Raw genomic sequence first — 21,556 nt, forward strand, 5'->3', positions numbered from 1 at the left:
TCTCCTTTCATCTGGTGGCTTATTGCCAGCCTTCTACATCTCTCATATCAGGTAATTTGTGTGCGATACCTTTATGGCAATCAACACAAGTTTTATCACCATCAGCTAGGGCAGTAGAGTGCTGTTTGATTGCACGAGGCCCCTGTTCAGAGAAGTCCATGTAGTTAAACTGGTGACAGTTACGACATTCTTTCGAGTCGTTATCCTTCATCCTCTGCCACTCACGGTGAGCAAGGTGGCCACGGCGCTCTTTGAATTTCTCTTCCGTATCAATGGTGCCGATAAAATGGAAAAGTAGTTCTTTTGATGCTTGAACTTTACGTACTATCTTATCTGTCCATTGGTGTGGTACATGGCAGTCAGAACAAATGGCACGAACACCAGAGCGGTTAGAGTAGTGAATGGTTTCACGGATCTCTTTTACGATAGGGGCGTGACAACCAGAACAAAATTCTTCTGTGTTGGTCGCTTCCATACCGGTGTTAAATGCACCCCAGAAGAGTAAACCACCCATAAAGCCCATAAACAGGATAATACCTGCCGCAGCTTTACTTGGGGTGGATAAACGCTTCCAAAAGTTTTTTAAGATTTTCATAATCGTCTCTCTTTTGGCCTAGGTCTGCTTTTACATCACATCGATGTTAAAGCCCACCTAGGCGGTAGCGTTTATTTTAATGAGTCTACTGGCTCATATTTGTTTTCAACTAACGGTTTTGCATCTGCTTGTGGTACGTGACACTGCAAACAGAAGTAACGACGAGGTGATACGTCAGACAATACCGCGTCTTGACGGTTTACGTAGTGCGTTACACTAATTTTGGTCGCGCCCATGTCTTTAGCGTTTTTCCAGCTATGACAAGCAAGACATTTGTTCGCGTTTAGTGATACTTCGTAGTTACGAATAGTATGTGGAATCAATGGTGGCTGATACACATAATTGCTATCGACTTTGTGGTCTTTAGGAAAACGTTTAAAGTCGTCAGCAGGGCGTGTTACTTCAAGTTCAGCATTACCACGTAATGATTCAACGCCACCAATACCACCTGGGTTAGTTGCTGCTGGGGTAATAGTGTCACCATCTTCAGCTTGTACGGCACCCATGATCAATGCGCTTGCGGCGATCAATGCCATGATGATTTTTTTCATAATCTTCTCCGATTCTTTGTTGGTCACTCAGGTATCAGCTGAGTGACCTTCATTTCTTATTGCTCGTGCTTAAACTAGTGTTAAACACTGCCAACTTTCGTGATCTTCACAGGACATTTCTTAAAGTCAGTCTGTTTAGATAGTGGGTCGGTCGCATCTAAAATCAATTTGTTGACTAGGATACGAGCATCAAAGAACGGTACGAAAACCAAGCCTTGTGGCGGACGGTTACGACCACGAGTTTCAACACGAGCACGTACTTCACCACGTGGTGATTGAATAAGTACTTCATCCCCTCGGCGTAAGTTACGAGCCTCTGCATCATCTGGGTGGATGAAGCAATGCGCATCAGGAACTGCTTTATAAAGTTCAGGTACACGACGTGTCATGGTGCCGGTGTGCCAGTGCTCAAGAACACGGCCAGTACATAGCCATAAGTCGAACTCTTCATTTGGCACTTCTGGTGGCGCTTCGTAAGGTGCTGAAATGATCAGAGCCTTACCATCTGGTTTGCCATAGAAGTCACGACCAGCGCGTTTTGCGTATGGGTCATATTCTGGGTTAAAGCGCCATAATGTTTCTTTACCATCGACCACCGGCCAACGTAGACCACGTACTGTGTGGTAAACATCGTATGGTGCTAAGTCATGACCGTGGCCACGCCCAAATTCAGCGTATTCTTCAAATAGGCCTTTCTGTACGTAGAAACCAGCTGACTTCGCATCATCGTTAAGTTCCTGTGCTTCTTCTAGCGGGAACTTATCTACATTACCGTTGCGGAATAAAATGTCGTACATGGTTTTGCCGCGAAGTTCTGGTGCTTTCGCCATCAGGTCTTCTGGCCACACTTCTTCAATTTTGAAACGTTTTGAGAATTCCATGATTTGCCAAAGGTCAGATTTAGCTCCTTCAACTGGCGATACTTGTTGGTACCAAGCTTGAGTACGACGTTCTGCGTTACCGTAAGCACCTTCTTTTTCTATCCACATAGCCGTTGGAAGAATCAGATCCGATGCTTGTGCCGTTACCGTTGGGTATGGGTCTGAACATACAATGAAGTTATCAGGGTTACGGTAACCAGGAAGACGTTCAGTGTTGATGTTTGGACCGGCTTGCATGTTGTTGTTACACATTACCCAGTAAGCATTGAGTACGCCATCATTCAACATGCGATCTTGCTGTACTGCGTGGAAGCCAGGTTTTGGTGGAATAGTACCTTCTGGTAGTTTCCAAATTTTCTCTGCAATTGCACGGTGTTTAGGGTTAGCAACAACCATGTCTGCAGGTAGGCGGTGCGCAAAAGTACCCACTTCACGAGCAGTACCACACGCCGATGGCTGACCAGTTAGTGAGAACGGGCTGTTACCTGGTTCTGAGATTTTACCAGTTAGTAAGTGTAGGTTGTACACTAAGCTTTGCATCCAAACGCCACGAGTATGTTGGTTCATACCCATAGTCCAAAGTGACATGACTTTGGTTTTTGGATCAGCATATTGTTTCGCCAATTCAATCAGATCTTCTGGTAGTACACCTGACATTTCAGACGCTTTTTCTACTGTGTATGGAGCTACTGATTGTTTGTAGGCTTCAAAGCTGATATCAGACATGTTGCCTGAGTTTGGGTTTTTCGCTTTTTGCTGTAGAGGATCGTCATCACGCAAGCCGTAACCGATATCGGTTGCAGCTTGTTTAAAGTGGGTGTGCTTATTTACGAAATCCCAGTTAACGGCATCGTTTTGGATGATGTAGTTAGCAATGAAGTTAGCAATCGCAAGGTCTGATTGAGGGTGGAAAACCATGCCGCGATCAGCTAATTCAAAAGAACGGTGATAGTAAGTTGAAAGGACGTTTACTTTCACATGTGGGTGACTTAAACGACGGTCAGTAATGCGAGTCCAAAGTACTGGGTGCATTTCTGCCATATTTGAACCCCAAAGTACGAAAGAATCGGCATGTTCGAAGTCATCATAACAACCCATTGGTTCATCAATACCGAAAGTACGCATGAAACCAACTACCGCAGAAGCCATGCAGTGACGAGCATTCGGGTCGATATTATTTGAGCGGAAACCTGCTTTCATTAATTTAGAAGCGGCGTAACCTTCCATGACAGTCCATTGACCAGAGCCAAACATACCTACGCTGGTTGGGCCTTTTTCTTTAAGGGCTTTTTTGAACTTCTCAGCCATGACATCGAAAGCTTGATCCCAAGAAACAGGAGCAAATTCACCATTTTTATCAAATTTACCATCTTTCATACGCAGTAATGGCGTATTTAAACGGTCTTTACCGTACATGATTTTTGATAAGAAGTAGCCTTTAATGCAGTTCAGGCCTTTGTTTACTGGTGCTTCAGGGTCACCTTGTGTCGCCACAACGCGGCCATTTTGAGTACCAACTAAAACAGAACAACCAGTACCACAAAAGCGGCATGGTGCTTTATCCCATTTGATGGCCGTTTCATCTGAGCTTACGATCAGATTAGTAGCAGAAGCGGGGAGGGTTATCCCTGCGACAGCGGCGGCGGAAGCGGCTGCGTTTGCTTTAACAAACGCACGTCTTGTCATTTTCATACATCACCCTCGGGTTTTTAATCCAGTGTTTTACTTAAAATAATTAAGTACTTAATAGTTATTATTCCGTTATTTCTGTTTCATCATCGAGATTGTCTTCGATTTGATGAAAAACCAATGCGGTGCTTAAGACGTGATCAAGTTGGTTGATCGCATCAATGGTGTCGGTGATGTAACCTTGATTCTCGGTTTCAATCACTACAACCAATTTCCCTTCTTCACTTTCGCCGTATATTTCGGTTCCATCAAAAGACTCGATAGTCGTTTTTGTGGAAGCTAAATGCTCTGGTACAACATGAACGACTAAGCTTGATATATGAACTTCGTTAAGCGACATTAGTGCTCTCTATAATATTTATGTGTATTGCTATAAGTTTTTGATTGTAATCGCATTGGTCGGGCAAACCGATACACATGCGCCACAACCGGTACAACTATCTATGTCTATCTGTGGTTGAGCTACTACACCGACTGCGAGCTTAAAGCGAATAGCTTGAGGTTCACAACTATCACCACAACTGCGACAATCAACATTTCTTTTAGCTAGGCAAGCATCACTAATATCAGCCTTAACTTGCCATGCGGGTTCGGTTTTCGGGTGAAATAATGGCTCAGGACAAACCTCGGCACACTGGTAGCAAAAAGTACACTCACCTTGATGGAAATCCACTCTTGGAAAGCCACCATCCGAAGATTTAATGATCTTTTCCGGACAAGCATTGCTACATTTGCCACACTGAGTACATACATCGGTAAAAAGCTGATTTTTTACCCAAGGCAAATTGGGTTTATCTGCATCTTTTCGGCGAGTAAATAACTGTCGTCTTGAAATATTAATTTGAGAATTAGACACACTCATTACCTTTTTAAAGTGCCGACAGCCTGATTAAAAAACAAACACTGCTAAATATTTATTTCACCACATAAAATTGTAGTTTTTATAGGTCAAGCTGAAATACCCCCAAAGAGGTATTTGGGGGTGTGAATTGTTTTAGATCAATTTTAGTCCTGTATAAACTTCACACATTCTTAAGGATTCAAGTAAAATCAAAAAATTCCTACATTAAGGTCCGTTGATCTTCGCTGCAAAAGTCATCATTTATTTGCTTATTAATTATAGGATAAAGTGTGAATCGGGTTCGTCATTCTGAACATTATTTTGCTCCACAAAAGCCAATTGCTTCGACGATCGCAAAAGGGCTTATTTCCATTTTAATCTTTGTCATCGTAGCTATTATTGTTGCGATTTTTACGATTACTTATAGTTTGAAAGATGCCGAAATTATTAATGTGGCGGGTTCACTACGTATGCAAAGTTATCGGTTAGCCTATGATATAAAAACCGATTCCAATAAGTTGCAACAGCACAGCCAAATGCTAGAACAATCATTAAATTCACCGGTTATGAAATCGCTAGATAATCCGCTTGTTCCAAACGAAATTAAGTATCAATATCTTTCGATCCAAAATCGCTGGCACAGTCTTTCGATTGATATCAAAACAGGTAGAGAAGCCGATTATTTAACAGCCGTTGAAGCTCTAGTTGATCAACTTGATATTTTTGTTTTGAACTTACAGCGATTTTCTGAAAATAAGCTAAAAGCTTTTGCGTTTGCGGGAGCGGGATGCTTATTACTTATTTTTATTGTTACCATGCTGATCATGCGTTTTGTGCGCAATAAAATTGTAAAGCCGTTGGAAGACTTAGTCATCGCCAGCCAATCTATCCAAGATAAAAACTTTACTATTCAACTTGATATTAATTCTGATACTGAACTCGATGTATTAGGGCATTGTTATCAATCAATGGCAAGAGAATTAGCATTACTTTATCAAGGCTTAGAAGCTGCCGTTGATAAAAAGACTCATGAATTACAACAAGCAAATGATGCTTTGAAAATTTTATACGATAGCTCGGAAGCTTTATCGAGTTCTCGATTAACGATTCAAGACTTTCAATCGGTATTGGATGCTTTCGAAAAAGTGGATGGTATTCAAGCATGCCGTTTATTGATCGATGAAAAAGAAGGTGGAGGTATTGAGCTGATCGCGGGCCAGCAACAAGATAATGTTGAATGGAGAAACTTTCCACTCGAAGAGCAAGCGATGCCTTTAGGGCTACTGGAGTGGCAGCAAACATCAGGTCAGATTGATCAGTTATTAATGGAGAACTTAGGTCGCATTATGGCGCGTGCTCTGTATTTTAGCCATAATCAAAAACAGACTGAGCAGCTTATTTTGATGCAAGAACGTGCCACTATTGCGAGAGAATTACATGATTCACTGGCACAATCACTGTCTTACCTGAAAATTCAAATTACTTTATTGAAACGTAATTTAAACCAAGATTTATGTGCGAAACGTTGTGAAGTTGCCACCGGTATAATAAAAGAAGTCGATGAGGTGCTTGCTCAAGCTTACACACAACTTCGAGAATTGCTCAGCACTTTCCGTTTAAAAATTGAAGATGCGCATTTTGGCGAAGCATTAAAGCAATTATTGCAGCCATTACAAGCGCAAACCAAAGCATCTTTGAACGTAGATAATCAACTACTTTCGATGGAATTAGATGCTCAACAACAGGTCCATCTTCTACAATATATACGTGAAGCCGTGTTGAATGCGATTAAACACTCTCACGCTAGTCAGGTGAATGTGTATTGCTACCAAGATAACAGTGATATTCATATCAAGGTTGAAGACAATGGACAGGGCTTTGATGTTAACCAACCTAAACCGAATCATTATGGTTTAAGTATTATGCAAGAGCGAGCCTCTAGACTAGGTGCTGAACATCATATTGAGTCGATGTTAGGTAAAGGCTGTCTAGTACGTTTAAAAATGACCTTAGGAGCCAATGAACCCTCTTAAAGTCATTTGGGTATAAATAATAGAAAGTATTAAACCTCCAATAATAACAATATGTAGGTAACCGATGACAAACACAGTATCAAAAGTTTTATTAGTCGATGATCACCCATTAATGCGTCGTGGTATTGGCCAATTACTAAATTTAGAAAGCTGCTTTGAAGTAGTGGGGGAAGCTAGTAATGGTGTCGATGCCATCGCACTTGCCAATGAACTCGAGCCCGATATTATTTTGTTAGACTTAAACATGAAGGGCATGTCGGGTTTAGATACTTTAAAAGCAATGCGCAAAGAAAATATCGATAGTCAGATTATTATTTTAACGGTATCTGATAACCCAGCGGATATTGACGCATTAGTTAAAGCTCAAGCGGATGGCTATTTATTAAAAGACAGTGAACCTGAAGAATTGATCGAGTTATTAAAGCAAGCGCAGCAAGGTGAACCGGTTTATAGCAAACTAGTAAAAGAACACTTAGAGACACGTGGTGAACGCGATAATTTGATGGACCAATTAACCGATCGTGAAATGCAAATTTTACAAGAAGTCGCTAAAGGTTATCGTAATAAGCAAATTGCCGATCATCTATTTATCTCAGAATCGACAGTAAAAGTGCACATGAAAAGCCTATTGAAAAAGCTCAATGTTGCATCAAGAACGGCTGCGACTGTGTTGTACCTAGATACTTATGGTCGAGATTAATAACTTCTTTGTCTTGGTATCAAGCTACAATTTTGACAATATAGTCAGCCCTTTCGTTTAATGCTGGATGTTTTATGTTTACAGGTATTGTTCAAGCCGTTGCAACACTGAAAAAAGTCACTGATCATCAAGGTATTCGTAGCTTTGATATCGCTTTCCCAGAAGGCTTTTGTCACGAGATTGAAATTGGCGCTAGCGTTGCAATCGATGGAGTTTGTCTAACGGTTACTGAAATAGTAAGCGCTACCATTCTGCGTTTTGATGTGATGCTAAAAAGTCTGCAAATTACCACACTAAGTGAAGTGGTAGAAAACGATACTGTCAATGCTGAACGAGCCGCGAAAGATGGTGCTGAGATCGGCGGACATCCACTTTCTGGCCATGTCGACTTTTGCGCTCAAGTGGTGAGTGTTGAACATATCCAAGAAAACTACCGCATTCGTATTGGTGTAGAAGCACAATGGCTACGTTATATCTTCCCTAAAGGTTATATTGCGATTAATGGCGCGAGCTTAACCATTTCCGATGTTGATAAAAAACAAGGCTGGTTTGATGTTTGGTTGATCCCTGAAACTCGCCGAATGACGACTTTTGAATTGAAGCAAGCCGGTTCAAAATTGAATATCGAAATTGAACGTAGTACTCAAGTGTTGGTCGATACGGTACGTGAAACATTAGAAGAAAACTTCGGTGAATTATTTCCAGCATTAGAAGAATTACTAGAGAAGAATAATATTCAATTAGACCAATTGGCAAAAATGAAAGATAAATAGAAATAATTATTTTGAGTGTGTTTGTGACCCTTATTATTACGGTAGGCTTTGCTCTTCATGAATATCGAAAGATAAAAAGCTGTATTAATACAGAGGTATTGTCTCGAAAAGACCAACTCATCGAGAATCAAAAGCGGCTCACAATTATATTTTCACTCTGATCGCTGAGTAAACAAAAAAGCCCCTCAGTAAGGGGCAAACATTCCATCGCTTTTTTATAGTTATTTATTGAGCTAGGCTTTGCGTTAACCTAGCTCTTTAATTGGTTGGAAAGACTTATTAGCCAAAGTCGCCGTTTACATAACCTTGTGTGCGGTCATCTCTCGGGTTGCTGAAGATGATTTGTGTTTCATCATGCTCAACTAGCTCACCCATTAAGAAGAAGGCCGTGCGGTCTGAAATACGACGAGCTTGCTGCATTGAGTGAGTCACGATAACAATGGTGAATTCTTTTTTAAGAGATTCCATTAATTCTTCAATTTTATGTGTAGCAATTGGATCAAGGGCTGATGTCGGTTCATCCATTAAAATCACATCAGGTTGCATCGCAATAGTACGAGCTATACATAGACGTTGTTGTTGACCACCAGACAGGCCAAATGCATGTGATTTCAAACGGTCTTTTACTTCATCCCATAAAGCGGCCCCACGTAGAGATTTCTCTACTACAGAATCAATGTGCTTTTTGTCTTTGATTCCTTGAGCACGCAAACCGTAAGCTACGTTTTCATAAATGCTCATTGGGAATGGATTCGGCTTTTGGAATACCATTCCAACTTTGATACGTAGGTCTGATACATCGATATTGCCATAAATATCGTTATCATCCATGGTCACTTTTCCGGTGATCTTCACTCCCGCAATTAAGTCGTTCATGCGGTTTAAGCAACGTAATAGAGTAGATTTACCACAGCCAGAAGGACCAATTAATGCGGTTACTTTCTTTTGTGGAATTGGTAAGTTAATGCTTTTAAGTGCTTGGTTGTCGCCGTAAAAAAGATCTAGGTTTTCGATGTTGAATTTATTCATTGTCATATCTCTTTGTCGTGGTAGCCGCTGATGTTGTCATCGAGCCACTACTTATCATTCATTTAAGGTTTAATGCGTGTTAGTCAATAACGAGCTTATAAATTATATTTGTGTGAATCAGTAGTTCGCTTTATTGATGCGACTAGCGATTAACTTGGTCAACATATTGATGATAAGAACCAGTACAATCAAAACGGTAGCAGTGCCGTAAGCTTGGTTCCATTCATCGACCGTAAATAGCTCTGTCGTTAATTTATATAGGTGAACGGTTAACGTACGCCCCGAATCAAGTAGCGATTCTGGAATGCGAGCAACCATGCCTGCGGTTAAGAAAACCGGAGCTGATTCACCAATGACACGACCAATACTTAGAATGACCGACGTTAAAATACCTGGCATTGCACTTGGCAAAATTAAGCGCCAGATAGTGTAAATTTTTGAAGCACCAAGGCCGTAAGAACCTTCACGGTAGGTTTGTGATACCGCCATTAATGCTTCTTCGGTTGTACGAATAATCACTGGTAGAATCAAAATGCTGAGCGTGAGAGCACCAGACAAGATTGAGAAACCAAATCCCATTACAGCAACGAAGAACGTCATACCAAATAGACCAAAGATGATCGATGGAATACCGGCTAATGATTCGGTACAAAAACGGATCACTTTAACCAATTTACTACCCGGTTTGGCGTATTCGGTTAAGTAAATCGCTGTCATAATGCCGAGTGGGGCTGCGACTGCAATAGAAGCAATCACCATATAAATAGTCGACACGATCATCGGGAAAATACCGTGTTCTTCACCCGTGCGAGTGTAGTCATCGGTGATGAAGTTCCAATCTACATGCTGTAGGCCATTGGATAAGATGTACCAGATAATCCAGAACAAAAAACCAACGGTTAAGCCTGCAGAGATCCAGATGAAAATATTTAAAATAAGATCTTTATTTTGACGTTGTTTTTTCAGTTTGAGTAATTCTGAGTCTTTTGCGAAATTCATAGTGCTTACCTCGCTTTCTGACGGTTAAGGTACAGAAGAGCAGCATTTAAAATCATGATGAAAACCAATAACACCACACCCGTTGCATAAAGTGCGTTAGCGTGAATACCACTTGCGTACGACATTTCAATAGCAATGTTCGCGGTTAAAGTTCGAGCTGAATCAAGGATACCTTCAGGCATTGCGGGGGCGTTTCCCATCACCATGATAATGGCCATGGTTTCACCTAAAGCGCGAGCAATACCGAGGATGACACCTGTCATGATGCCTGAACGAGCAGCAGGTAAGAGGATTTTAAAAATGGTGAACGTCTTTGACGCCCCAAGTGCTAGTGAACCTTCTTTATAAGCATGGGGTACCGCGCGGATAGAGGTTTCTGAAACCGTAATTACCGTCGGTAGAATCATCACACCAAGAACAATAATACCGGCAAGAATAGTGTTACCCGCTGGAACTTCAAAGATTTGCTGAATCAGTGGCACAATGATCACTAGGCCAAAGAAACCGTATACTACTGATGGAATACCCGCTAATAATTCAACTGCAGGACGAATGACATCGGCGACACGTTTAGGAGCAATTTCGGCAATAAAAATAGCAGTTAATAGGCCAACTGGAACACCAACAAGGACGGCACCAAAGGTTGACACTACTGATGCGACGATCATGGTGTAGACACCATATAAGGCCGGTGGCAGCCAGTTATCACCTAGTACAATGCCTGAAACGCCCACAGCTTTAAATGCAGGAATACTTTCAGCAATGATGAAATAAGCGATTAGGGCAAGAGAAACGATACCTATAATGGCACTACCTAAAAATAGGCCGTGGAAAATTTTCTCTTTCCAATCGATGCCTTTTTTCTGACGGAGGTTACCATTGTTTGCTGAGGTATGGCTTTTTGAGTTTGCGACAGTATTCATAAGCTTGTCACTATCTGTTGTTTTGTCACTATAAGTGGCGATGGTCATAATAAAACTCACATATCGAAAAATGTTTTAAGACATTCCGAGATGGAAAATAAGCTCAGCCCTTGCGAGCTGAGCAATTAAAGTTAAAGATGTTACTTAGTGGATATCAATGTAGCCCTGTGCTGTTACTAACTTTTGAGCGTCTTTCGTTAGCATCCAGTCTAGGAATTTTTGTGCTGTTGGTGTTGGACGACCTTCGTGGTAAAGCACTAGGAAAGGACGAGCCACTTTGTAAGAGCCGTTCTTAACGTTATCAACACTTGCTTCAACGCCATCTACTGCAAGAGGGTGAACCGAGTCATCAACTGTACCTAAAGAGATATAGCCGATAGCGTAAGGGTTGCTTGCAACCATTGTTTTTAAGCCACCGTTACCGTTAGCAACTTGAGCACGTTGAGAAATAGCCGATACTTTCATATCGTTTACTTTCATTTTTAGATCCATGATGTCTTCAAATGCGCCACGAGTACCAGAAGCTGTATCACGTGTAATGGCTACGATAGGCTTGTCTTCACCGCCAACGTCTTTCCAGTTAGTGATTTCGCCTTTATAAATTTTTGTAATTTGCTCAGAAGTTAAACCCTTTAATGTATTTTTTGGGTTAACAACAACGGCGATACCGTCACGTGCAACGACTTCTTCTTTTAATGTAGGCTCTTTTTCTTCTGCTTTTAAATCGCGAGAAGACATACCAAGGTCAGCGGAATTGTTTTTCGCCGCTTTAATACCAGCCGAAGAACCGGGACCTTGAACTTCAATAAATACATCAGAATTGGTTTTCATGTATGTTTCAGCAAAGACTTCCATTAACGGAGTAACACTACTTGAACCTACCGCTGAGATAGTTTCTTTGGCTGATACTGGGTTTACTGTTAGCGCGCTTAGAATGGCAAGAGCGCTGATTACTGTCTTTTTCATACTTTCATTTCCTTTATGGCTTCATGCCGTTAAGTCGTTGAGTTGACGAAAGCCACTTTAGGGTTGAAATATGACAGTTGTGTTACAGTAATTTGAAACATAAATGACAGTGAGAACATTTTTAACGAAGGCTTTATTGCTTTGTTAATCTTCTTTGTTTGAAGGTTTGGATGATAGCTTAGAATGTGGCATCTTCTTGAAGTCATTTGGGTATATAAGCTTGGGTTTGAAAATTAACGAAGTCATTTGGATATAATTATGAAAAAGGTCTGGTTAGCGGCAGCAAGTTTATTGTTGACTGCTTGTAGTACGACAACAAATTTATACGTGAATCATCTTGCTTCTAACGTTTCTGATGAAGGTTTTACAGAGCATACGCTTATTTTGAGTGATGATGAGCATCATACTCAAGTGCATTATTGGGATAACCAAATTGCTAGTGAAGATACGGTAGTCTTGATTCACGGTGTCGGTGGTGATGGGCTATCTAACTGGCAATCTACTATGCAAGCACTGGGTAATCAATATCGTGTAATTGTGCCGGATATATTGTGGTATGGCGAGTCAACCAGTGATCTTCAACCAACTTTAGAAGATCAAGTCACGGCGATTGCTGATTTATTAAAAAACCTCGATCTTGACGGTAATATTCATATCGTTGGACATTCTTATGGTGGTTTTATCGTATACGGTTTATTAGCCAATTATGATTTAGCGAGTACAGCAACATTCATTTCTAGCCCGGGAGGAGCGTTTGATCAACAAGATCTTGATGCGTTATTAGCTCGTTTTGATATTGAAAAACCGAGTGACTTATTTGTGCCTAAAAATGATGCAGATTTGAAGCGCTTAATGAATGCGACTAGTGAGGCTCCATTACATGTACCAGCCTTTACCATGGATGGGTTCTACGAAAAGTATTTTGCTAGCAACTCAGAGCAAAAGGTTTATATGCTCGATCACTTAATAGATTCGCGTGAAGAGTTTGTGTCTAAGATTGCGAATAAAAATCTTCCACCAGTTCAAGTGATTTGGGGAGAAAATGACAGAATTTTCCCTTTAGAAAGCGGGATGTTGTTATCTAAGCAATCAAAAGGGCCTTTATATATTGTGACCGATTCTGCACATAATATTTTATTAGAGAAGCCTGACACCGTGAATCGATTACTCAAAGCCTTTATCCTGCAATATCATAATCAGAAAAAACAATAAGTAGCTAGGGTGAATAAAGTAATGTTATTCAAATAAAAAACAGAGTATGGCAGCCTTATGGGTGACAATACTTTTGTCAGGATGCTCAACCTACTCATGGACGGAAACCTCACAACCTCAACCTGGGGATGTCGCGGCTTTATTGATCTTGCTCATGTAAGAGATACAGCAGATAACGCAACGGGTCTATTTTATAAAACCTATCCTAAGTTAGGCCAAGCGTTCACAATTGCACTCGAGCCTGAATTAGGTGAGCGAGAAATTCACTTTCAAGCATTTGATACCTCACATTTGACCGCCGCACAGAAAGGCGTTTAAGTATAGAGTTAGCGGCTTACTACGGCTTTAAAATGGCGCAGGGACATGAAATCTCTCAGTGGCATTGTATTTGATGATGTTTCGAAGATGACAATGAAAATAGAGGATAAATATCGAGACTCTTTTACCAATCATATTCCCGAACATTTGTACCCTGACTATATACTCAATACTCAGGTATATAACGACATCGCCAAGTATGATCAAGAATTTGACCGCAAAGAATACCAAGTATTATTAAAGCAAAAGAATAAGCAGTAGATTGGACTGTCTACTGCTTAATCGGGTTAAGTTAATTACCAATAATTCTCAAAGCTAAATTGGCCCGTTTCACGACGTAGATGTTTTTTATAACCCATTTGTTGTAAGCAATCTCTAGTGTCATGCACCATGTTTGGGTTACCGCATAAGTAGAAGAAACTCTTCTCAATGCTTGGCTTAACATGTGCGGCTTTGGCAAGAGAGCCATCTTGTAGCCTTTGTGGAATTCGTCCTGATAATGTACCTGAAACCTCTTCCCGAGAGACAATCGGCACGTAACGTAGCTTACCTTGATACGTTTTCATCAGCTCCATAATCTTCTCTTTATAGACTAATTCTTCTTTGGTGCGTACTGCATGCACTAAAATTAAATGCTCGAAGCGCTGACACTGCTCTACTTCTTCTAAAATAGATAAATATGGTCCGATGCCCGTGCCGGTTGATAGCATCCATAAATCTTTCGGTCCTTCAGGTACTTCATCAATTGTCATAAAACCTGCGGGAAGTGTACCGACTAATATTTCATCACCAACCTGCTTATGCTCAAGTAATGGGGTAAGTTTACCATCTGGAATTTCGATAACTAAAAACTCCATTTCAATGTTATTTCCACTTAAGCTTGGTTTGTTGACCATAGAATAAGCACGTCTTACCCACTCATCTTGTTCATTGAGTACGGCAAGCTTGCTGAATTGGCCAGCGGTGAATGCTGGAGTAGGAAAGGCATTGATAGGGGCTTGTACACGAAGTGAGAATAAATGCTCAGCCCAGTCTATTCGTTTAATAATAGTGCCAGTAACAAATCCGAGTGGTATCTCTTTCATCTGCATCTCCCTGTTTATTCTTGGGTATCCGGCTAAAGATCAACAATTCCAGCATACACTTTCAGTATAAATTGGCAAATATACCCAAGTGACTTCAATATGCAGAATTCAGAGCTATCATCCAAACCTTTAGGCAAGGAAGATTGGCGAAGGAATGTAGGCACCTTTCAAACCAATCTGACGCGGCATAAAGGTTTGAATGAAGCTCCCGAAGGGCAAGTTAAAACAAGCTTTATGCGGCGTTAAATTAAATAGAGATAGAATAACTATGATCATATTCAATTTACCTTGCCTAAAGCTTGTTTTATTCTTGCTGAAACTCGCATCTTGAAGTTACTTGGGTATATGTGATGGTTTCTTCTTGCGCTAAGTTTCAGTGCATCTTCAGTCAATCTTCAGCTTCGTTTTTTAAAGTGGTGGCTATTGAAGTGAATTGAAGTAGGTGCAGTATGAGCGTTAAAACATGGTTACGGAATTTTGATCGATATCGTCGACGTAAAATGGCGACACTGGAACCATGGCTATATCGATTATTTATGGATAACAGCCAAAATCAATCTCATATCCTACAAAAGAAAGATGTGAATTCAATATTGATCATCAGAAATAACAAGAGAATAGGAAATATTTTATTTTTAATCCCTTTTGTTAAGCAGGTGAGATCTTCTTATCCGAATGCAAAAATAACTTTATTATTATCTCAATCATGGCAACAGTCGATTTTTGAAAATATCGGTGTAGATGAAATTCTAGTTTCTAACTTCTCATTCTCAAAGTTAGGGAATTTCCTAAAGTTAATGAAATCTTTAAAGAGAAGAAGTGTTGATTTAATGCTAGTGCCTTATTCTTCTGCTGAGGATAGTTTTATAGCTTCAGTATTACCTGCTAAAAACAAAGTTTCATCCGACAGTGAAAATAGAAATGTATGTTTTACCCATACATTTAAAGATGATCTTGAATATTCGCATATGGCATTTAATAAGACTTTTATTATTAATAATTTAACAGGCGAAGGGTTAGTCAATACTTGTCATAAATTGGTTTTTAGTGAGCGTGAAGATTTATTTGGTATAAGAGAAAGATCTTCAGTTTATGATGGGGATAAGAAGTTAGTCGCTTTTTTCAGAGGAGCAAGAGGAAAGAAAAAACTATCTGATCAGCAATGGAAAAACATACTGATTAAATTTGAAAAAGAATCTATAGAACCAATTCAGTGGGTTGAAATTCTTAGTGATGATGTCAATAAGCCATTGTCAAATGAATCATTAATATATAAAAACAATGACCTGCGTTTATTGGCGAGTTTCCTTGAAAATGTAGATACTTTTATTTCTTGTGATACAGGGCCTTTGCATTTGGCTGATGCTTCAGGTGTTAAATGTATTGGGTTGTATACTCATACAAGTTTAGAGACCTATGGGGTCATTAATGGACGATCTTTAAATTTTTATGATTGGTATAACACTGATGTTATTGAGCATGTTCCAGTAATGGTTACAGAGTAGTGCTTTGGTATAAATCTTTATTCATGTCTGTTAATTAAACAAGGTTTTTTAAATGATGTCTCTTTTATTTCGAGTTTTTACCTTTGATAGTGCGTTTCGTCCTAAAATAAAAACAAGTACTTTTATTATTATTGTATCTTTTTATTTTGGGTTCATTTTAAACTACCCTATCGTTTCAAAGGTTTTTGAACTTGGTAAAAATGTACCAGACATTTGGTTTCCTTATACCGGACCTTTTGTGCTTTTCTTTGCTTTTATTATTGTTTTTTCGATTTTAACACTGCCATTGATTCTTAAGCCATGGTATGGGTTTTTATTCTTAAGTTCTGCTCTTGCACTGTATTCCATACAAGAGTTTCATGTTCTATTTGATACATCCATGATTGAAAACGTGGTGGAAACCAATGTGTCAGAAGCATTATTTTATCTTAATGTTCGTTCGGTGCTCTATTTTTTAATTTTTGGTGTTATTCCTACCTTGTTATTAGTCTGGGTTAAGGTTGAATTTAACTCATCAATTTTCCGTGAGTTGGTGACTAGAGTGATACTAATTTTACTTTCTTGTATGTTTATCACTGTGATTGCGATTACTACTTATAAAGATTACGCATCAGTTGGTCGTAATAATAAGTACTTGAATAAAATGATCATTCCAGCGCATGTATATGATACGTATAAATATATTAAGCGTAACTATTTGGTTAAACCTTTGCCTTATACTTCTCTCGGAGATGATGCTCAGTTAAAGTCGACAGAAAATGGTAAACCGACATTAGTAGTGATGGTATTGGGGGAAACGGCTCGTGCGATGAATTTTTCTGACAATGGTTATTCTCGCGATACACAGCCATACACTAAAGATCTAGACTTGATTTCATTTAACGATGTGTCGTCATGTGGTACTTATACCGCACTATCAGTGCCGTGCATGTTTTCGAATATGAATCGTACCGATTACAATAAAGCGAAGGCCAATGCGCAAGATAATGCGATTGATATTATTGCTAAAGCCAATGTTGAAACCTTATGGATTGATAACGATGGTGGTGATAAGGGTGTAGCTCATAATACTAAATTGATTAATATTGATGCAAAAAGTGACCGTGATTTATGTAATGGTAATACTTGTTATGATCAAGTGATGTTGAAGCCAGCCGAGCAATTTATCAAAAAAGATCATAAAGATAAGTTAATTGTTTTACATACTATAGGTAGTCATGGCCCAACTTATTTTCAGCGGTTTCCTCCAAAACTTGCCAAGTTTGCTCCATGGTGCAATAGGAAAGATATTGATCAATGTACCGACCAAGAAATTACCAATGTTTATGATAATACTCTGGTATATACTGACTTCTTTTTAGCGCAGGTGATCAAGCAACTACAAGAGCATGCCCAAGACTATAATGTTGCGATGATGTATGTATCTGATCATGGTGAATCACTAGGCGAAAATGGTTTATATTTACATGGTACGCCCTATGCTATTGCGCCAAAAGAGCAGAAAACGGTTCCTTGGTTGTTATGGCTTCCGGAGCAATATGCAAAGCAAAAGCAGATTGATAGGTCTTGTGTAAAAGAAGAAGCTCAGAAACTTCGCTACACACATGATAACTTTTTTCATAGTTTGATTGGGTTATATGGCGTAGATACTAAAGAAAAACAAACAAGTTTAGATTTATTTTCTAACTGTCACGTATAAAATTTAATAGAGTTACCAATAAAGATGAATGAAAAAGTTGTTGTAAAACGAACCGGTATTATGCGCATCATTTTTACCTTAAAGCATAGTTTTAATGGCTTGAAGTGGATGCTAAAGAATGAGGCGGCATTTCAGCAAGAATTAGTGCTATTCATCCCATTAACCGTTTTGGCTTGCTATCTTGATATTAGCGCTGTGCAATCGGTGTGTTTAATTTTATCTATGATGTTTGTGTTATTTGCGGAAATGGTTAATACCGCTATTGAAGCGGTCGTTGATAGGGTTGGTTTGGAATACCACACTTTATCTGGTGTGGCGAAAAATGTTGGTTCAGCCCTCGTCACATTAAGCATTATTATGTCTGCGATGGTGTGGGGCGTGATTGTTTACCCACTATTTTGATAGCGTGAATGACATAAGATCTGGCTTGGGTAGAGAAGAGTAAATAAAAGATGAAAGTATTGATCATTGAAGACTCTGAAGCATTGCGCCGAGGATTGAGCGTTGGGTTAAATAATCTTGGTTTTACGGTTGATGAAACGGGTGATGGCTCTGTTGGTTTAAGCATGGCCATGAATCATCAGTATGATTTGATTGTTTTAGATTTAATGTTACCGAATGTGGATGGTATGAGTATTTTGCGTTCTCTACGCCAGAAAGGGATTCAAACCAAGGTTCTTATCTTGTCAGCGAAGACACTAGCTCAGGATAAAATTGATGGCCTAATGCAAGGCGCAGATGATTATTTAACCAAGCCATTTTCATTTGAAGAATTGCATGCCCGAATTTTAGCTTTATTACGTAGAGGTCAACTGCTTCAGAAAGGAAATAATCACCAAGTTGGTGGTTTTTGTTTAGATCTTGAAACGAAACGCTTCAGTTATCAAGGGCAGGAGGTTGAACTGACTCGGAATGAATTTAAAATTATGGAGTGTTTATTTTCCGCTAAAGGACGAGTACTAAATGTCGAGATGATCAGCGAATCTGTGGTAGGGAGCTTTGATTATTTATCGAAAAATACGATTGAATCTCATTTGTCTTCAGTACGAAAAAAGGTCAGAGCTCTAGGTGGTGTCCTACCGGTTAAAAATAAGCGTGGCTTTGGCTATTTTGTTGAAGAGACGCTCTAATGTATAAGCAGTCACAGACATCCTCGATTAAACGCAATTTAGTTAATTCTATTTCTTTAGTATTTGGCATCATCATCTTTGCTGTTTATCTATCCGTTGATTTAAGCTTAGATAGCTGGGTGGATAAGCAATTTGATAAATCTTTGATCAATAAAGCCAATTATATGAAATCTTTAGTTAAGGTTTCTGGTGATCGCTTAAGTTTTGATGATGAACACCTTTCTGAATTTCAAGAAGATGAAGACGTTCACTTTTATCAGCTATGGTCTAGTAGCGGTAGCTTTAAACGTTCCAAGTCGCTAGTCCAATATCCTCAAATAGACCTGCTTCAGTTATCTTTACCGCTAAACACGAATCAATTACTCGATGTCACTTTGCCAAACGGGGAAGAGGGAAGAGCATTTATTTCCTATTTTTTACCTGAATCGGAGCAATTGTCAGCCACCCATGAACATCCTGCCTATTTAGCCTTATATCAATCGAGTCGCTCTTCAGAGAGTATGTTGGTATTGATTGATATTTTGTTGATCGTGACATTTTTTATTTCTATTGTTGTGATGCGTTACATTGCAATACGTATCGTTGATAAAGGTTTGAAACCACTGCAAACCATGAACGCTCAAATTAAGAAAATTGGTATTGATCAAAGTTCGGTGACAGAGCTGCCTGAGCCTGACTTGCAGTTTGATGAGATTGAACCGATTCGGAAAGAACTGAATGCTTTTATTAAGGCGAATCAAGTATTTTTGCAAAATGAAAAGCGCTTAACGGGTGATATTGCCCACGAATTAAAGACACCCATCGCAGAAATTATGAGTTTGAGTGAGATATATATTCGTTATCCTGAAGATGAGCGTATTGGTGCAACCTATAAGCAAGATATGCTCAAAATTGCCCAAAGGATGAAAAAAATTGTTGATAACTTATTGTTATTGCAAAAGACCTCATCAGCGACTATTCAGATTGAATTAGAAGCGATCGATTTATATCAGTTGATTAGTGAAGTGATAACAGAGCTGACCTTTAAGTATTCTGATGCTGATAACCGTATCCAAATATTAATTGATAAACCATTGATATTTGGAGATTCATTTTCATTACATACGATATTGCAGAATTTAATTGATAACGCATTATTTTATAGCCCCGAAGGCTCCCAAATCACAATCTCTCTAGTAACAAAACAATCAAACTTAGTGTTAGAAGTTCGAAATCAGGTATGCACAGTATTGACTGAACAGGATATTGCTCAGTTATTGGAGCCCATGTATCAAGCGGATCAATCCAGAACTTCTAACGATCGCTATGGTTTAGGCTTATCGATAGTTAATAACCTATGTAGGTTAAATGGTTATCAACTTGATGTGGTATATCAAGAAAGGGAAATTGGCTTTAGTATTCAAGGGATAGAGCACCATAGTGCGGAAATAAGGAAAGAAATTTAAGGCAAATCTTCTGTTTTTATTCATGCCGAAAAAGCTGATACTAATTAGGCTCTATTATGTAATTCCCCCCTAATACATAACAGCAGCTGTACATGACATAAGTGATACACAACGAAGGAAACCTAGCTCGCCTATAAAGTGAGCTAGGTTTTTTTATGTCTTTCGTTAACCACTTAGTTGGTTGGACGAATAAACGGCATGTGGCGGTTTACGTCTTTATACAGCAAGTAGCGGAACGGACCAGGGCCACCGGCATAACAAGATTGTGGGCAGAAAGCTCGAAGCCACATGAAATCGCCAGCTTCCACTTCAACCCATTGTTGATTTAAGTGATAAACCGCTTTGCCTTCTAGAACATATAAGCCATGCTCCATCACATGCGTTTCATCAAATGGGATCACGCCGCCTGGTTGGAAGGTTACAATATTAACGTGCATATCGTGGCGCATATCGGTTGAATCAACAAAACGTGTTGTCGCCCATGCATCATCGGTTTCAGGCATCGGAATTGGCTCGATGTCATTTTCATTGGTGACGAATGCTTCTGGCACGTCTAACCCTTCTACGTATTGGTAAGCTTTACGCACCCAGTGAAAACGGACAGGTTCATTTCCAATGTTGTGTACCGTCCAATTACATTTTGGTGGCAGGTAAGCGTAACCGCCTTCGGTCATATGATGCTTTTCACCTTCAATAGTCAGTTCCATTTCACCGGCAACCACAAACAATACACCTTGAGCAGCAGGGTCAAGTTCAGGCTTATTGGAACCGCCACCGGATTCAATCTCGACGATATATTGAGAAAAAGTTTCTGAAAAACCGCTAAGTGGGCGAGCGATCACCCACATACGCATGCCTTCCCAAAATGGTAAAAAACTGGTCACGATATCGCTATATACGCCTTTGGGAATAATGGCATAGGCATCGGTAAGTACCGCACGATCAGATAATAGTTGAGTTTGAGGCGGCAAGCCTCCCTGCGGAGAGTAATAAGTGTGTTTATTGGTCATTCTTGTGGTCCTTCATACAAGAGGGGGAATATAGTCATTGTATTGGAAGCTGCAGTTTTGTTGCTGGCGTTCATTCACTTGGCGCTTTACTGCAACTCCAATTACTTTGATTGTAGATTTATTATGCGCCTCACATTAGTAATTTAAAAATTAAATAATTTAATTACTATTA

General features: G+C 39.6%; 23 protein-coding genes. 11 read left to right on the plus strand and 12 right to left on the minus strand.

Annotated elements, in window-relative coordinates; all coding sequences use genetic code 11:
• Window positions 1-19: 19 nt before the first annotated feature.
• The 5 genes from QQJ93_RS02760 to napF all read right to left on the minus strand — a co-directional run bounded on the left by QQJ93_RS02760 (window position 20) and on the right by napF (window position 4,572).
• Complete coding sequence (locus QQJ93_RS02760) at window positions 20-595, minus strand: NapC/NirT family cytochrome c (protein WP_089123978.1); 576 nt, start codon at window positions 593-595, stop codon at window positions 20-22.
• Window positions 596-666: 71 nt separating this feature from the next.
• Complete coding sequence (locus tag QQJ93_RS02765; protein ID WP_089123979.1) at window positions 667-1,146, minus strand: nitrate reductase cytochrome c-type subunit; 480 nt, start codon at window positions 1,144-1,146, stop codon at window positions 667-669.
• 80 nt (window positions 1,147-1,226) lie between these two features.
• Window positions 1,227-3,719 carry a periplasmic nitrate reductase subunit alpha gene (gene napA / locus QQJ93_RS02770; protein ID WP_089123980.1) on the minus strand — a complete coding sequence of 831 codons (2,493 nt, stop codon included), beginning with the start codon at window positions 3,717-3,719 and terminating at the stop codon, window positions 1,227-1,229.
• 61 nt (window positions 3,720-3,780) lie between these two features.
• On the minus strand, window positions 3,781-4,056 hold the full coding sequence (locus QQJ93_RS02775; protein WP_089123981.1) for a chaperone NapD: 276 nt from the start codon (window positions 4,054-4,056) through the stop codon (window positions 3,781-3,783).
• Window positions 4,057-4,086: 30 nt separating this feature from the next.
• A complete protein-coding gene (gene napF / locus QQJ93_RS02780) occupies window positions 4,087-4,572 on the minus strand; it encodes a ferredoxin-type protein NapF (RefSeq protein ID WP_244943774.1) in 486 nt (161 codons plus the stop codon).
• A gap of 275 nt (window positions 4,573-4,847) precedes the next feature.
• On the opposite strand from napF, the gene narQ reads away from it, so the two are divergent.
• The 3 genes from narQ (at window position 4,848) to QQJ93_RS02795 (ending at window position 8,063) form a co-directional block, all read left to right on the plus strand.
• A complete protein-coding gene (narQ, locus tag QQJ93_RS02785) occupies window positions 4,848-6,590 on the plus strand; it encodes a nitrate/nitrite two-component system sensor histidine kinase NarQ (protein ID WP_089123983.1) in 1,743 nt (580 codons plus the stop codon).
• A 64-nt stretch (window positions 6,591-6,654) separates the two neighbouring features.
• Complete coding sequence (locus QQJ93_RS02790) at window positions 6,655-7,290, plus strand: response regulator (protein ID WP_089123984.1); 636 nt, start codon at window positions 6,655-6,657, stop codon at window positions 7,288-7,290.
• 74 nt (window positions 7,291-7,364) lie between these two features.
• Window positions 7,365-8,063 (plus strand): riboflavin synthase subunit alpha, encoded by a 699-nt coding sequence (locus QQJ93_RS02795; protein ID WP_089123985.1) that lies wholly within the window; start codon window positions 7,365-7,367, stop codon window positions 8,061-8,063.
• A gap of 279 nt (window positions 8,064-8,342) precedes the next feature.
• Here QQJ93_RS02795 and pstB read toward each other — a convergent pair whose 3' ends face one another.
• The 4 genes from pstB to QQJ93_RS02815 all read right to left on the minus strand — a co-directional run bounded on the left by pstB (window position 8,343) and on the right by QQJ93_RS02815 (window position 11,980).
• On the minus strand, window positions 8,343-9,092 hold the full coding sequence (gene pstB / locus QQJ93_RS02800) for a phosphate ABC transporter ATP-binding protein PstB (protein WP_089123986.1): 750 nt from the start codon (window positions 9,090-9,092) through the stop codon (window positions 8,343-8,345).
• Window positions 9,093-9,209: 117 nt separating this feature from the next.
• Window positions 9,210-10,091 carry a phosphate ABC transporter permease PstA gene (pstA, locus tag QQJ93_RS02805; protein WP_089123987.1) on the minus strand — a complete coding sequence of 294 codons (882 nt, stop codon included), beginning with the start codon at window positions 10,089-10,091 and terminating at the stop codon, window positions 9,210-9,212.
• A 5-nt stretch (window positions 10,092-10,096) separates the two neighbouring features.
• A complete protein-coding gene (gene pstC, locus QQJ93_RS02810; RefSeq protein ID WP_089123988.1) occupies window positions 10,097-11,062 on the minus strand; it encodes a phosphate ABC transporter permease subunit PstC in 966 nt (321 codons plus the stop codon).
• Window positions 11,063-11,158: 96 nt separating this feature from the next.
• Window positions 11,159-11,980 (minus strand): phosphate ABC transporter substrate-binding protein, encoded by an 822-nt coding sequence (locus tag QQJ93_RS02815; RefSeq protein WP_089123989.1) that lies wholly within the window; start codon window positions 11,978-11,980, stop codon window positions 11,159-11,161.
• A 258-nt stretch (window positions 11,981-12,238) separates the two neighbouring features.
• On the opposite strand from QQJ93_RS02815, the gene QQJ93_RS02820 reads away from it, so the two are divergent.
• The 3 genes from QQJ93_RS02820 to QQJ93_RS02830 are packed head-to-tail and all read left to right on the plus strand — an operon-like array spanning window position 12,239 to window position 13,771.
• A complete protein-coding gene (locus QQJ93_RS02820; protein ID WP_089123990.1) occupies window positions 12,239-13,192 on the plus strand; it encodes an alpha/beta fold hydrolase in 954 nt (317 codons plus the stop codon).
• A gap of 57 nt (window positions 13,193-13,249) precedes the next feature.
• Window positions 13,250-13,510, plus strand: a complete 261-nt coding sequence (locus tag QQJ93_RS02825; protein WP_089123991.1) for a DUF4056 domain-containing protein — start codon at window positions 13,250-13,252, stop codon at window positions 13,508-13,510.
• A gap of 45 nt (window positions 13,511-13,555) precedes the next feature.
• Window positions 13,556-13,771, plus strand: coding sequence for a hypothetical protein (locus tag QQJ93_RS02830; RefSeq protein ID WP_089123992.1), 216 nt, complete (start codon window positions 13,556-13,558; stop codon window positions 13,769-13,771).
• Window positions 13,772-13,806: 35 nt separating this feature from the next.
• Here the strand turns inward: QQJ93_RS02830 and QQJ93_RS02835 are convergent, their stop codons facing one another.
• Both QQJ93_RS02835 and QQJ93_RS02840 read right to left on the minus strand, forming a co-directional pair.
• Window positions 13,807-14,595, minus strand: a complete 789-nt coding sequence (locus QQJ93_RS02835) for a ferredoxin--NADP reductase (protein ID WP_089123993.1) — start codon at window positions 14,593-14,595, stop codon at window positions 13,807-13,809.
• A 129-nt stretch (window positions 14,596-14,724) separates the two neighbouring features.
• Window positions 14,725-14,871 (minus strand): hypothetical protein, encoded by a 147-nt coding sequence (locus QQJ93_RS02840; protein ID WP_284186025.1) that lies wholly within the window; start codon window positions 14,869-14,871, stop codon window positions 14,725-14,727.
• A gap of 173 nt (window positions 14,872-15,044) precedes the next feature.
• On the opposite strand from QQJ93_RS02840, the gene QQJ93_RS02845 reads away from it, so the two are divergent.
• From QQJ93_RS02845 to QQJ93_RS02865, 5 genes are read left to right on the plus strand one after another with little or no spacing between them, the layout of a single operon-like run.
• Window positions 15,045-16,100: a glycosyltransferase family 9 protein gene (locus QQJ93_RS02845; RefSeq protein WP_089123994.1), complete on the plus strand. Its 1,056-nt coding sequence runs from the start codon at window positions 15,045-15,047 to the stop codon at window positions 16,098-16,100.
• 52 nt (window positions 16,101-16,152) lie between these two features.
• Window positions 16,153-17,799 carry a phosphoethanolamine transferase gene (locus QQJ93_RS02850; RefSeq protein ID WP_348542211.1) on the plus strand — a complete coding sequence of 549 codons (1,647 nt, stop codon included), beginning with the start codon at window positions 16,153-16,155 and terminating at the stop codon, window positions 17,797-17,799.
• Between the two features lie 24 nt (window positions 17,800-17,823).
• A complete protein-coding gene (locus QQJ93_RS02855) occupies window positions 17,824-18,201 on the plus strand; it encodes a diacylglycerol kinase (RefSeq protein ID WP_089123995.1) in 378 nt (125 codons plus the stop codon).
• Window positions 18,202-18,251: 50 nt separating this feature from the next.
• Window positions 18,252-18,929: a response regulator transcription factor gene (locus tag QQJ93_RS02860; protein WP_089123996.1), complete on the plus strand. Its 678-nt coding sequence runs from the start codon at window positions 18,252-18,254 to the stop codon at window positions 18,927-18,929.
• Window positions 18,929-20,374: a sensor histidine kinase gene (locus QQJ93_RS02865; RefSeq protein ID WP_089123997.1), complete on the plus strand. Its 1,446-nt coding sequence runs from the start codon at window positions 18,929-18,931 to the stop codon at window positions 20,372-20,374. The genes QQJ93_RS02860 and QQJ93_RS02865 overlap by 1 nt, the downstream gene beginning before the upstream one ends.
• 173 nt (window positions 20,375-20,547) lie before the next feature.
• Here the strand turns inward: QQJ93_RS02865 and QQJ93_RS02870 are convergent, their stop codons facing one another.
• A complete protein-coding gene (locus QQJ93_RS02870) occupies window positions 20,548-21,384 on the minus strand; it encodes a bifunctional allantoicase/(S)-ureidoglycine aminohydrolase (RefSeq protein ID WP_089123998.1) in 837 nt (278 codons plus the stop codon).
• Between the last annotated feature and the right edge of the window lie 172 nt (window positions 21,385-21,556).

This window comes from Vibrio algivorus (genome assembly GCF_030161215.1).
Classification (GTDB): domain Bacteria; phylum Pseudomonadota; class Gammaproteobacteria; order Enterobacterales; family Vibrionaceae; genus Vibrio; species Vibrio algivorus.